This window comes from bacterium (assembly GCA_037143175.1).
Lineage (GTDB): Bacteria > Verrucomicrobiota > Kiritimatiellia > CAIKKV01 > CAITUY01 > JAABPW01.
On the sequence record JBAWZF010000038.1, the window covers coordinates 13,909 to 27,200 of the forward strand.

Annotated in this window: 11 protein-coding genes; 9 read left to right on the top strand and 2 right to left on the bottom strand. The window is 52.7% G+C overall.

All coding sequences use genetic code 11. The features are described from left to right. The first annotated feature begins 213 nt into the window (after positions 1-213). Entirely contained in the window at positions 214-804 is a 591-nt protein-coding gene (locus WCI03_11160; GenBank protein MEI8140410.1) for an OmpH family outer membrane protein, read from the top strand. A gap of 18 nt (positions 805-822) precedes the next feature. Further along, complete coding sequence (gene rlmB, locus WCI03_11165) at positions 823-1,599, top strand: 23S rRNA (guanosine(2251)-2'-O)-methyltransferase RlmB (GenBank protein MEI8140411.1); 777 nt, start codon at positions 823-825, stop codon at positions 1,597-1,599. A gap of 44 nt (positions 1,600-1,643) precedes the next feature. Here the strand turns inward: rlmB and WCI03_11170 are convergent, their stop codons facing one another. Together WCI03_11170 and WCI03_11175 are read right to left on the bottom strand one after the other, a co-directional pair. Continuing rightward, positions 1,644-1,946 (bottom strand): AraC family transcriptional regulator, encoded by a 303-nt coding sequence (locus WCI03_11170; protein ID MEI8140412.1) that lies wholly within the window; start codon positions 1,944-1,946, stop codon positions 1,644-1,646. A gap of 40 nt (positions 1,947-1,986) precedes the next feature. Further along, positions 1,987-2,202, bottom strand: coding sequence for a hypothetical protein (locus WCI03_11175; GenBank protein MEI8140413.1), 216 nt, complete (start codon positions 2,200-2,202; stop codon positions 1,987-1,989). 243 nt (positions 2,203-2,445) lie between these two features. Between WCI03_11175 and WCI03_11180 the strand changes: the two genes are divergently transcribed. The 7 genes from WCI03_11180 (at position 2,446) to WCI03_11210 (ending at position 13,223) form a co-directional block, all read left to right on the top strand. Beyond that, on the top strand, positions 2,446-3,600 hold the full coding sequence (locus tag WCI03_11180) for a Gfo/Idh/MocA family oxidoreductase (GenBank protein MEI8140414.1): 1,155 nt from the start codon (positions 2,446-2,448) through the stop codon (positions 3,598-3,600). Positions 3,601-3,611: 11 nt separating this feature from the next. Then, positions 3,612-4,496: a TIM barrel protein gene (locus tag WCI03_11185; protein ID MEI8140415.1), complete on the top strand. Its 885-nt coding sequence runs from the start codon at positions 3,612-3,614 to the stop codon at positions 4,494-4,496. Between the two features lie 189 nt (positions 4,497-4,685). Beyond that, positions 4,686-5,888 (top strand): ROK family transcriptional regulator, encoded by a 1,203-nt coding sequence (locus tag WCI03_11190; GenBank protein ID MEI8140416.1) that lies wholly within the window; start codon positions 4,686-4,688, stop codon positions 5,886-5,888. Between the two features lie 66 nt (positions 5,889-5,954). Continuing rightward, complete coding sequence (xylA, locus tag WCI03_11195; protein ID MEI8140417.1) at positions 5,955-7,280, top strand: xylose isomerase; 1,326 nt, start codon at positions 5,955-5,957, stop codon at positions 7,278-7,280. An 80-nt stretch (positions 7,281-7,360) separates the two neighbouring features. Continuing rightward, complete coding sequence (locus tag WCI03_11200; protein MEI8140418.1) at positions 7,361-8,941, top strand: FGGY-family carbohydrate kinase; 1,581 nt, start codon at positions 7,361-7,363, stop codon at positions 8,939-8,941. Between the two features lie 117 nt (positions 8,942-9,058). Then, complete coding sequence (gene lon, locus WCI03_11205) at positions 9,059-11,539, top strand: endopeptidase La (GenBank protein MEI8140419.1); 2,481 nt, start codon at positions 9,059-9,061, stop codon at positions 11,537-11,539. A gap of 106 nt (positions 11,540-11,645) precedes the next feature. Then, positions 11,646-13,223, top strand: a complete 1,578-nt coding sequence (locus tag WCI03_11210) for a 3-phosphoglycerate dehydrogenase family protein (GenBank protein MEI8140420.1) — start codon at positions 11,646-11,648, stop codon at positions 13,221-13,223. Positions 13,224-13,292 lie beyond the last annotated feature (69 nt).

The following is a 13,292-nucleotide window of genomic DNA, read 5'->3' on the forward strand; positions in this document are numbered from 1 at the left end:
TGGCGATGGGAATCCAGCGGGTAAGACAAATCCCGTCCGGTAGAGTTTGCCAAGCAACTGGAAGCCAGCCTTGCCCGTGTAGGGAAAGCCGAATTGGGAAGCTTAGGCGGTGGGTGCTGAAGCCGTGTGAGTAGGGTGGATTGAGGCTTGAATTCTTGAACCCCATCCCGCATCTTATCTTCTGATTGTTTAATTAACCGTAAAGGAGTCGTTATGGAAATGAATGAAGGACGGAAGATTCGCTGGTATGAAGTGATGTATGTGATCGTGTTGTTGGGGCTGCTGGCGTGGAGTGTGTTCTTTATGAATCCCCACAAGGTCGCCGTGGTCGACGTGGATCGTGTATTCAAGGATGTCGGTGCGCTGCAGAAGATTGAGAAGGAACGCCAGAAACTGGATTCCTTTGTGAAGGCAAACCAGCTGCTGCAGGCGTACAAGATTCGCATGAAATCCCTCCAGGACAAGATGGCTGAAGCCAAAACGGCCACGGAGAAGGATAAAATTGTTGCCCAGATGAAGGCCGGGGATGAGCAGTTCAGTCAGAGCATTGGGCCCTTGCAGAGTGCCCTTCAGCAGTTTGATAACCTTGCGGTAGCATCTTTCCGGAAACGGTTGGGCCAGTATATCAATCAGGTCGCCTTGAAACGGGGTGCGGATGTGGTGCTGACGACGGGACCCAATCTTCCCTACTTTAGTGTCAAGGTTGACGTGACCGAGGATGTGGTCAAGGCTTCCAAGGATTTCTTTGCCAAGGATATGCCGGTAATCGACCCTGCGTTTGAGGCGGCACGTCTCAAACGATAATCCGGGTATTCGTGGATTATGGAACGACACAAACGGGGTAAAGGGAAGAAGCGACTTCTCGGTAGTCATCAGAAGTGCTGGATCTGGGGACGCAATTCCGTTGTGGAGACTTTGGCGGCGGGGCGATGGGAGATTGTGGATCTCTATCTGTCCCGCCTCCTGACCTCCTCGCAGTTGGAGCAGGCCCAGGCCCTGGCGGCCCGCCAGCGGTTGACTCCCGTCCTTGCTGACCCCGATGAGTTGACTCAGCTTTGTCACTCAAGCGAGCATCAGGGCTATCTGGCGCGGATGACTGATTTCCCATACGCCGATGAGGCGACCGTTGTGGCCGCTTTGCCCTCCTCTCCCTTTTGTGTTGTTTTGGATGGAATACAGGATCCTTACAATTTTGGTGCCATTATTCGATCGGCGGAGATTTTTGGTGCAAATGCCATATTCATTTCGGAGTCTGGTCAAGTGGGCGTCACCAGCATGGTGGTGCGCAGTTCCGCCGGAGCTGTGAACCGGTTGCCTATCGTCCGGGTACCGGAACTGGAAGCCTTGGTGGAACGGTTAAAGGCAAGAGGCATCAAGGTTGTTGCGGCCAGTGAAAAGGCAGATAGCAACATTATGGATTACGATTTCAAGCAGGGGATATCGATAGTGATCGGGAATGAGGGCGTCGGGCCGGGAACTGATCTTCTGAGAAAATGCAGTGATGTCGTGAAAATCCCCCAGACCGGTCACATTGGGTCCTTGAATGCCGCCGTGGCCGCAGGAATATTCTTTTACGAAATCCGCCGTCAGCGGAGCTGATGCTGTGGAGTGGTGTCCCAAGCCCACCTTGCCCCCTGATGCTTTTAGCGTCCACGTGCCTTTTCCCGGTAGTGGCGCGGGCTCATTTTGAAGTGTTGTTTAAACTGCACCGAGAAATTCAGGGCATCTTCGTAGCCCAACGACATCGCCACCTGCTTAAACGGTTCGCTCGTGTTGATGACAAGATTTTCCGCCATGGCCATGCGTTGTTGAATGCAGAACTGTATGGGGGAGAGCCCGGTATGTTCTTTGAACAGTCGCGTGCAATGACGTACAGATAGACCTGCTGCCGCCGCGATCTCCTGTAATCGGACCGGACGGTGGACGGTGGCCTGTGCAAATTCCATGGCCTGACGGAGGCTGTCCGGATAGGCCGTTGATAAGCATTCAGCACAGGTGATCCTGACTGCTTCCCTTATGAGCAATGAAAATGGTGTTTTGTCCCGCCACGCCACGGCGCCCATCTTGTTCGAAGGTGGCATTTCCAAAGGTCACCAAGCTCAGTGATACATTGTTCCGATCCTGTCTGGTGAAGTTATCGCCAGGGCCCCAGCGCGAAACCACCGTTGCCGTGGTTTTTATCGGTGGCTCAAACTCGCCCATCGTTCCAGTGTGAACGAAGGTTTTTTCTTTGAATTTCTGTACCCTTTTATTTATGTGTGTATGGCCATATTACACATATAATTGGCCAGTTATCAAATAGACAATTAAAGGGGTTTAGCAGTAAAGTTCTGCGAGTTATTTAATAAATTCCGCTAAATAATACAGGTGTAAACGGTCTGAAGTGATTTAGTAATAAGTGTATCTTTGGCAATATTTCATATTAATTTACGAGGTCTGCAGTTTATGAGTAAAGTTAAGATTGGGGTTATTGGTGTTGGTATGATGGGGCGGGGGCATCTGGAAAACCTTGCCAGGGCGAAAAATGTTGAACTCATCGCTGTGTGCGATGTGATCAAGGAGCGGGCGGATCAGGCCGCTACCACCTATCATTGTGCATCTTTTACCGATCACCGGGAACTGCTTAAGGCCAAGGTGTGTGATGCCGTTCTCATTGCGACGCCCCACTATGGTCATACAACCGTTGGAATTGATGCCTTGAAAGCCGGCATTCATGTGCTGGTGGAAAAGCCGATTTCCGTGCACAAGGCGGATTGCGAAAAATTGATTGCGGCCCACCAGAAGAAGGGGCAGATCTTTGCCGCCATGTTCAACCAGCGTACCGACCCCCACTACATCAAGATCAAGCAGATGCTTGAACGCGGCGATCTTGGTAAATTGGATCGTATTACCTGGGTGATTACGAACTGGTTCCGGACAGAGAGTTATTATGCGTCGGGTGGCTGGCGTGCGACCTGGGCTGGTGAAGGTGGCGGGGTGTTGCTGAACCAGTGTCCTCACAATTTGGATCTCTGGCAATGGTTGTTTGGCATGCCTGATCGGGTGCGCGGCTTTTGCAGCATCGGGCGTAAGCATAATATCGAAGTTGAAGACGAAGTCACAGCGCATCTGGGGTATAAGAATGGGTGTACCGGGGTGTTTATTACCTCCACAGGTGAGGCACCGGGCGTGAATCGACTGGAGATTGCCGGTGAATATGGGCGGCTCACTCTTGAGAATGGTGATCTGCGCTTTATCCGCACCGAGGTTTCCGTCTCTGATTTTCTGAGGGACTGCCCTGAATCCTTCAGTTCCCCTCCAGTTTGGGATATCCAGATTCCCGTCTCCGGATATGGCGGACAGCATCTCGAAGTGCTTCAAAACTTTATTGATGCCATTTCGACTGGTGCTAAATTGATTGCCCCCGCCCGGGAGGGAATCAAGTCCGTTGAACTCGGGAATGCCATGCTCTATTCTTCGGAAATCGGAGAAACCGTGGAGATGCCCTTGAATGCCGCCGCGTATGAGCGCATGCTGAAGAAGAAAATCAAAGCTTCGCGGTTTGTTAAAAAGACCCGTGAAATCGTCAGCCATGATTTGAGTAAATCGGTCCAGAAATAAGGAGCAAAGCGATGTTATATTTAACTGGTTTTGCGGATGAAGCCGCTGTGGGGATTGAAGGCCAGATCAAGGCCACCCGGGAGTTGGGCTGGTCGAATATTGAGTCCCGGAATGTGGATGGGAAAAATATTCACGATTTATCCGATGAGGACTTTGATCGTGTGGCGGGAAAATTGTCCGACGCGGGTGTCAAAATCAATTGCTTCGGTTCGGCGATAGCCAATTGGGGAAAGAAGATCACTGACCCCATGGACTCATCTCTGGCCGAAACCCGGCGCGCCATTCCCCGGATGCAGCGGCTCGGGACCAAGTTGGTCCGCATCATGAGCTTTGCTGTTTTGCCGGATCGTGCTCCGGATGACCAGATGGAGGAGGAGCGATTCCGCCGCCTGCGTGAACTTCAAGCGATGTTCACCGATGCCGGGATCACGCCGGTCCATGAAAACTGTATGAATTATGGCGGCATGGGGTGGACTTACACGCTGCGCATGCTGGAGAATGTGCCGGGGATGAAGCTTGTCTTTGATACGGGTAACCCGGTGTTTACTGCCGATTACGCCAAGCCCAAACCCTGGCCGCGCCAGTCAGCTTGGGAGTTCTATTCGCACGTGAAGGAACACGTGGTGTATGTGCATATCAAGGATGGCACATGGGTCGAAGCTACCCAAAAACAGATTTTCACACATGCCGGGGAAGGCAATGGGGATGTCCGGCGTATCCTGAAAGACCTCCTGAGTCGAGGGTATGAGGGCGGGATTTCGATTGAGCCGCATCTGGCGGTGGTGTTCCATGATGCCAACATCACCTCCTCGGAAGCGGTCAAGTTCAGCAACTATGTTGAGTATGGGCGCCGTGTAGAGCGGATGATCGCGGAATTGAAGACCGAACTGGCTTGATTACGATCGTTTCATTCCGGTCGAGGCATGGTGGGAAGGGGCTTGGCCATACCATTGCTTAAAACGCTTTGAGAAGTGATATTCGTCGCAAAATCCAAGCTCCCCGGCGATCTCCTTGATTTGGAGCGGTATTTAAGCATTGCCACTATTCCCGATGTGCTGTTATGTGTCTCCCCAGGGAGAAACAGTATGAGGCATAGCAGGGATCGAAAGATGGCAGCGGGCGCAAATTTGTCCTCCGTGGGGGTGCAGCATTCCGGGCATGCCCGGGTGGTGCCTTCACTTCTCCGTCAGATCAATGCCCGGAGGATTATGGATCTGCTCTGGCAGGAAGGGCCGGTATCACGGGCAGAGTTGGTGCGGCGGACCAGTATCAGCGCGCCGACGATGTCACGGTTGATGGAGAGTCTTGAGCGTGCCGGGCTAGTGGAGTGTGATCCCGAACTCCAGCGTAGCTCAGGGCGGCCTGCCGCGGTATATCGGCCCGCCCGAAAAGGGGCACAGGTGATTGGCGTGATGGTGGGGATCCGCGACACCCATGTCACCGCAACAGGGCTCGATGGGGTCTTGGACCCAAACCGCTCAGTCTCCTTTTCCACTCCGCATACCTACGGCAATTTCATGACCAAGCTCGCCGAACAGGTGGTTCGGGTGCGGGAAATGGCGCCAGCCCCTTGCCTGGGGGTAGGCTTCAGTGTGCCGGGTTTAGTCCTTGATGCTGACCAGCGGATCGCTTTGTCTCCGAATCTGCATTTTCTGGATGGGTGTCAGCCCGGCTTGGATCTTGAGCAGCGGGTGAAAGTACCTGTGTTATTGCATCAGGAAGAACATGGTTTTTGCATTGCGGAGCGGATGTTTGGCGCCGCCCGGGGAATTGATAATTTCGCAGTGGTGGATATCTGCGACGGGCTCGGGATGGCGGTTGTGAGCGGAGGCCGGCTGGTGACGGGGAGTCGCGGTTTTGGCGGAGAATTGGGGCACATGACGATTGATCCGGCAGGGGAACCCTGCGGTTGCGGCAACCGGGGCTGCCTGGAAACGGTGGCAACTGACCTGGCTTTCACCCGGAACGTCTCGCGACAGGCAGGGCGGAAAATCAATATTGAAGCCGCCGTTAAGGCCGTCAGGGAAGGGCGCTGGAACGCCTCCGAGTTGATGTATGATGCCTTGGATAACCTGGCCAGGGGTGTGGGCATGATTATCAATGTGTTTAATCCCGAACTGGTGTTGGTGCATGGCTCACTCTTTGATGCGAGGGACAGCGTGTTGGGCACCTTTTGCGACAAAGTGCGAAGCCACTCGTTGCGCCCTTCTTTTGAGGGCTGCCGTATCGAGCGCACCACGGTCGACAAGCGGCTGGGCGGGGTGGCGGCGTTGATGGACCGGCTCTGAACTTTTTTGAATTGACTTAATAACGAAACATTAGAAACTGTCTCGAAACAACCCAAAAGGATCACTATGAAATACTACAAAGGCAGTCAGGAATTTTTTCCCGGAATTGGTAAGATTCCATTTGAAGGTCCGAAGTCCAAGAATCCCCTTGCGTTCAAGTGGTATAATCCCGCTCAGAAAGTCAACGGCGTGCCGATGCAGCAAGCCCTTCGCTTTGCTGTGGCCTACTGGCATACGTTGTGTGGTGCTGGGGGTGATCCCTTTGGTCCGGGCACCAAGGTGTTCCCCTGGGACAAGCATGAAAATGTGATGGATCGCAATCTGGCGCGTATGGACGCGGCCTTTGAATTTATGAGCAAGGTTGGGGTCCCATTCTACTGCTTCCATGACACCGATGTGGTGGGGGATGGGTCGGTCTTTGAGATTGAGTCGCGTTTGGCCGTGATGGTGGAAGAAGCCAAGGCGCGTCAGAAGGCGACTGGGATCAAACTGTTGTGGGGGACGGCCAATGTGTTCTCCAATGCCCGTTATATGAATGGCGCCTCAACCAATCCGGACTTTACCGCGGTGGCCCATGCCGGCACGCAGGTGAAGAACGCCATTGATGCCACGATTGCCCTGGGCGGTGAGAATTATGTTTTCTGGGGTGGCCGTGAGGGCTACATGTCCCTTTTCAACACCAACATGAAGCGTGAGAAAGAGCATCTCGGGATGTTTCTGACCATGGCTCGTGATTATGGGCGCAAGCAGGGATTCCGCGGAACCTTCCTGATCGAGCCCAAGCCGAAAGAGCCGACCAAGCACCAGTATGATTTTGATTCCGAGACGGTCATCGGTTTCCTGCGTGCCTATGGTCTGGAGAAGGATTTCAAAATCAATATTGAGGTGAATCACGCCATTCTTGCCGGGCATACGTTCTCGCATGAATTGCAGTGTGCGGCAGATGCCGGCATGTTGGGCAGCATTGATGCCAATAAGGGTGACTACCTGAGCGGTTGGGATACCGATGAGTTCCCCACCAATCTGTATGAAGTGGTGGAGGCCATGCTGGTCATCATTCAGGCGGGTGGTTTTACCAAGGGCGGTGTGAACTTTGATGCCAAGACACGTCGTAACTCGACGGATGCCGCCGATCTGTTCATCTCTCATATTGGGGGAATGGATATTTTCGCCAGGGGCTTATTGGTTGCGAGCCGCATGTTGAAGGAGTCTTCCTACCTGCAAATGCGCAAAGCACGTTATGCATCATTCGATGCCGGCAAGGGCCGTGACTTCGAAAAGGGTAAGATGACGTTGGCGGGTCTCCGCGACTACGCGAAGAAAGCCGGTGAGCCGGCGCAGATCAGCGGGCAGCAGGAGCTGTTCGAGCAGATCATCAACGATTATATCTGAACAAAGTTGGAAAGCCCCGGGATTCTCCCCGGGGCTTTTTTTTGGTGTTGTGGTAAGGCGATCAGGGTGAGGAGCAATTCATGAGCGATCTATTTTTGGGTTTGGATTCAAGTACGCAGAGCCTATCTGCAGTAGTGGTGGATTTGGCAACCAGGCGGATTGTCCATGAAGTGTCGCTGAATTTCGACAAAACTTTGCCTGGCTACGGTACGCAGAACGGAGTCTTGCGCAGTCAGGATCCGGCCGTGGTCCATGCGCCACCGCTGATGTGGGTCGAAGCGCTGGATGTGTTGATGGCCCAATTGAAACAGGATGGTGTGGCGCTTGGCGATGTTCGTGCTGTGGCGGGCTCCGGCCAGCAACACGGCTCGGTTTATTGTAACGCCACACTTCCCGGAGTACTGGCCGGTCTCGATTCCAGGAAGTCATTAAAGGAACAATTGGCTCATTGTTTTTCCAGGGCGACATCACCCATTTGGATGGATTCCTCAACCAGTCTTGAATGTGCCGAAATCCAGAAGGCCCTGGGGGGTGCCCCAGCCATGGCGGAAGCCACAGGTTCAGCGGCGTTTGAACGATTCACGGGGCCCCAAATCCGGAAATTTTTCAAATCGGAACCCGGTGCTTACGAGGCCACGGATGGAATCAGCCTGGTCAGTTCATTTATGGCTTCGCTGCTGGCAGGGCGTGTGGCGCCGATTGATCAAGGGGATGGCGCGGGCATGAATTTGATGGATATTCATCAGCGCCAGTGGCATGCCAAGGCACTTGACGCAACGGCGCCGGGCCTGGCGAAAAAACTTCCCCCTTTGGCTGAGCCTTGGACTCCGATAGGGCCTGTCAGTCCTTATTTTTCACAAAAATATGGTTTGAATCCGAAAGCCGTGGCGGTGGTGTGGTCCGGGGATAACCCCTGCAGTGTGATTGGGACCGGCTTGGTTGAGTCCGGAATGGTGGCAATCAGCCTTGGCACGAGTGATACCTATTTTGGAACCATGGCGGTCTGTCATACGGATCCGCGCGGAGAAGGTCATGTGTTTGTTTCCCCGACTGGTGAATATATGACGTTGATCTGTTTCAAGAATGGCTCTTTAGCACGCGAAAAAGTGAAGGATGCGTACGGGTTGGATTGGCGCGGTTTTGCGGCGGCGCTGACGGCAACGGCTCCGGGTAACGGGGGCGGGCTTATGTTGCCGTGGTTCGAGCCGGAAATTGTACCCAGGGTTTTGACGCCGGGAGTGTACCGGTTCAAGCTGGATCCGGCGAATGCGGCGGCGAACTGTCGTGCCGTGGTGGAAGCGCAGATGATGAGTATGAAACTTCATTCCCAATGGATGGGGATTCAGCCAACCTCCATACGTGCAACGGGTGGCGGCTCGAAGGAGCGCGCGATTTTGCAAGTGATGGCGGACGTGATGGGTTGTCCGGTGCACCAATTTGAAGTCTCAAAGACGGCGGCCCTTGGGGCCGCTTTACGCGCGGCCCATGCCTGGCAAAAGGCGATGGGGCAACCTCTTTCCTGGGCTCAGGTTGTGGCCGGATTTACCAACACTCTGGAGTCGGGCGAGGTTCTACCCACTCCGGGTTCGACGGCGGTATATGCGGCGCTACTGCCTCAGTATGCCGATTTCGAAAGTCGAACAATGCGATTCGGAAAGTAGAACCATTCATCAGCTTTGTAACCTCTTACGACTTAAATCAATATTAGGTTGCACTTGATTCCGGCGTACTTGGCGTCATAATGCAGACAAACGGATGCGTGATGAAAGAGGTGCGTTATGGCTGATATTAAGTCAGATCAGGATGTTGAAGTTGTGGGGCAGGATCAGGGCCGGAAGGCGGACAACAAGACGATTATGCCCACCCGCTTTGTTTTTCCGAGTTCCCTGCCGATTATTCCTCTGTTGAATCGTCCATTTTTTCCCAAGATGATGGTGCCCCTGAGCGTGGAGGATGCGGCGCTGAAGGAGATGTTGGTCAAGACGGCGGAGTCATCGTCCAAGTTTATTGGTTTGGTATTGGCCAGAAATGTGGATTCGGAAGAGGATCGGCATATCCCCCGGCATGCCGCAGAGCTTTTCGAGGTGGGTGTCATTGCCGAAATTCTACAGATCAATCAAAATTCGTCTGAAGGGCCTTTACAAGTGATGGTGGGGGTGCTGGATCGCTTTCGGATCAAAAATGTGATCACGGAGGATCCCTATATTGTCGTCAACCCAGATTACGTTGTTGAAACTGATTTGGACGATAATGATGAACTGCGGGTCTACTCCCTATCCGTCATAACGGCAATCAAGGAATTGCTGCAGCTCAATCCTCTCTTCAAGGAAGAGCTGAATCTGTTCTTGAACCGTTCCAACATCAAAGAGCCGGGTCGTCTGGCGGATTTTGCTGCCGCCATGACCACGGCGGGCGGAAAAGACCTGCAGGATGTGTTGGAAGCCTTTGGCATTCGAGTTCGGATCGAGAAGGTTTTATTATTGCTCAAGAAGGAAATTGATATCTCCCGCCTTCAGGTAAAGATCAATAAGCAGATTGAGGAAAAAGTAAACAAGCAGCAGCGCGACTTTTTTCTTCGTGAACAGCTCAAGGCGATCAAGAAAGAGCTGGGATTGGTCAAGGAAGGCAAGGAAACGGAACTGGATGAATTCAAGGAGCGTCTGGCCAAGTTGACCTTGACGGATGAGGCCCAGGAGCGCATCAACGAGGAAATGAATAAGCTTGGGGTTATGGAGCCCCACTCTCCGGAATTTGCCGTCAGTCGAAATTATGTGGATTGGCTGACATCGCTGCCCTGGGGCGTTTTCAGCAAGGACAGCTACGACATCAAAAAAGCAGGGTCGATCCTGAATACAGATCACTACGGACTGGACGACGTAAAAGATCGCATTCTGGAATTCCTCTCGGTTGGCATTCTCAAAGGGAATATTTCCGGTTCAATTATTTGTTTTGTTGGGCCGCCCGGGGTGGGAAAGACCTCTATCGGGCAATCCATTGCCCGCAGTATCGGGCGTCAATTCTATCGGTTCTCGGTGGGCGGCATGCGTGATGAAGCTGAAATCAAGGGGCACCGGCGTACCTACATTGGAGCCATGCCGGGTAAATTCCTTCAGGCAATCAAGGTATGCAAAACACAGAATCCCGTCATTATGCTGGATGAAGTGGATAAAATTGGTGCCAGTTATCATGGGGATCCTGCTTCCGCATTACTGGAGGTACTGGATCCAGAGCAGAATAAGGACTTTCTCGACCATTATCTCGATGTGCGTTTTGATTTATCCAACGTGCTGTTTATTTGCACGGCGAACCAGCTTGATACCATTCCTGCGCCATTGCTGGATCGTATGGAGGTGATCAAGTTGGCGGGGTATATATTGGAGGAGAAAATCCAGATTGCCCGTAAATTCCTGATTCCGAAGCAATTGAAAGCGCATGGACTTCAGTCGAAGCAGTTGATGATTGCTGATGTGGCGCTGAAGGAGATTATAGACGGTTATGCTCGTGAGCCGGGTGTGCGCGGACTGGAAAACCATATCAAGAAGCTTTGTCGCAAGGCCGCGAAGCTGATTGTTGAGAAGAAAATGCAGCGGGTGGACGTGACTCTTAAGGGGGTTGTTGAACTCCTTGGTAAACGGGTCTTTTCTGAGACGGATCCCTACAAGAAACCGCGGGTGGGGGTGGTTATGGGGTTGGCCTGGACTTCAATGGGAGGGTCCACCTTGTACATTGAGGCGACCCAGGTTGAAGCCAAGAACCCGGGTTTCAAGCAGACGGGTCAGCTTGGAAGTGTGATGGTGGAATCTTCTGAAATAGCCTATACCTATGTCCGGTCATTTCTTACGGGAAACCAGAAGGCGAAAGAGTTCTTTGAGAAGAACTTCATTCATCTTCATGTGCCGGCGGGAGCAACTCCCAAGGATGGCCCCTCGGCCGGGATTACCATGGCCACAGCACTGTATTCCCTGGCCATACAAAAACCAATCCGGGCGCATTATGCAATGACGGGTGAGTTGACTCTGACCGGATTTGTTCTGCCGATTGGGGGTTTGAAGGAAAAGACTATCGCCGCGAAGCGCGCGGGAGTGAATGACTTGATTTTTCCGAAAGAGAATCAAAAGGATTTTGAGGAATTACCTGCGCACATCCGTAAGGGCTTGAAACCCCATTTTGTTGCGACGTTTAAAGATGTTGTGGAACTGTGTTTTAATACAACACTACCCGCAGCAAAAACCGGTGCACGCCGACGTAAAAAAGCCTGAGAATCGGCTTCTTGATTTGGTGGCGTGAAGACGTATAATGCTGTTTTTCTTTGCGGAGCTTTGAATAAGAAATCCCATCGAGAAGATTGGATTTTGGAGAATAAATATGAAGAAAGTATTGATCCCGACCAAGCTGGATAAAGTCGCTCAAGATTTGTTGAAGGCGAATGGCCATTATGAGGTGTTTCAGGATGATAGTGGTGACATCACGGCATTATGTGCCAAGCACCCTGATGCCTATGCCCTGATTGTCCGTAGCGAAGCCGTAACGGCGCCGCTTATGGATACGCTGCCAAAGCTCAAAGTCGTGATTCGTGCTGGAGCAGGCTACAATACCATTGATACCAAATATGCCCGCAAGAAAGGGGTTGATGTGATGAACACACCCGGGGCTAATTCGAATGGGGTTGCTGAAGAGGTCATTGCTCTCATGCTTGCCGACGCCCGTCATTTGATCAAAGCCGATGCGTCCTGCCGTGCTGGGGAGTGGGAGAAGAAGGCATTCATGGGGCGCGAGGTGTCCGGGAAGACTGTCGGAATCGTGGGGTTGGGTAATATCGGACGTCTGGTCGTGACACGGTTGTCGGGGTTCGGCTGCAAATTTCTCGGGTATGATCCCTTGATTTCACCTGAACGTGCTGCGCAGATGGATGTGGAACTGGTGGATCTTGAGACGCTTTTTTCCAAGTCGGATTATGTATCGCTCCATATCCCCGAGACTCCTGAAACCAAAAAACTGATCAGCACAAAACTTCTGGGTGTCATGAAGAAAGGTGCAACCATTATTAATTGCGCCCGTGCGGGTGTGATTGATGAGGAAGCCCTGCGCAAGATCAAGGCGGAGAAGGGCTTGCGCTTTCTGAACGATGTTTATCCCAAGGATGAGGCGGGGCCGAAACCGGTGGCTGACATTGCCGATATTATGGTTCCGCATCTGGGAGCCAGTACCAAAGAGGCTAACTTGATGGCGGCCAAGCGGGCGGCTGAACAGTTGATTGAGTTGGACGAGAAGGGGATCACTTCATTCATTGTAAATCGTGACATTCCTGAAGGGTTGGACCAGGCGTATTGTGATCTTGCCAATACGATTGGTCGGGTCGCGGGACTGGTGTTGGGTAAAGAGACTAATCTCAAGCAAATTGAGACCAGTTGTTATGGGGCTCTCAAGCCCTTCAAGGGGTGGTTGATTGTTCCCGTTGTGTCAGCGCTCTGGAAGGAAATCGACTGCACCATGGATCCCAAAGCTGCGGAAAAGTTTTTGGAAGGTCGCGGGGTTAACTACCAGAGCCGGGATACGGATGAGCGTAAAGGATTTGCCAGCTCCATGACGGTGGATTTGACGGGCTCGCTGGATGTTTCCACGTTGCGCCAGGTCAGTGTGCGAGGCACCGTGGCCGAGGGAACGATAATGATTTCCCGTATCAATCAGTTCGACAAGCTTTACTTTGAGCCCAAGGGGCATGTGGTCTGCTTCCAGTACAAGGATCGCCCGGGTGTGGTTGGTCATATCGGTGCGGCACTCGCAGAGGCACACTTGAACATTGAGGATGTGCGGCATTCCCATCATCCCCAGACAGATCAATCGATGGCAATTTTCAGGCTTAATGCTCCCGCGAGTCAGGAGTTTGTCAAGAAGCTTGCCACGGAGTTGGACGCGGTAATGGCTTTTGGGGCAACGCTGTAGTCAGTGAGCAGTGTGCAGTTGCCAGTGAGCAGTTGCCAGTGAGCAGTTGCCAGTGAGCAGTTGCCAGTG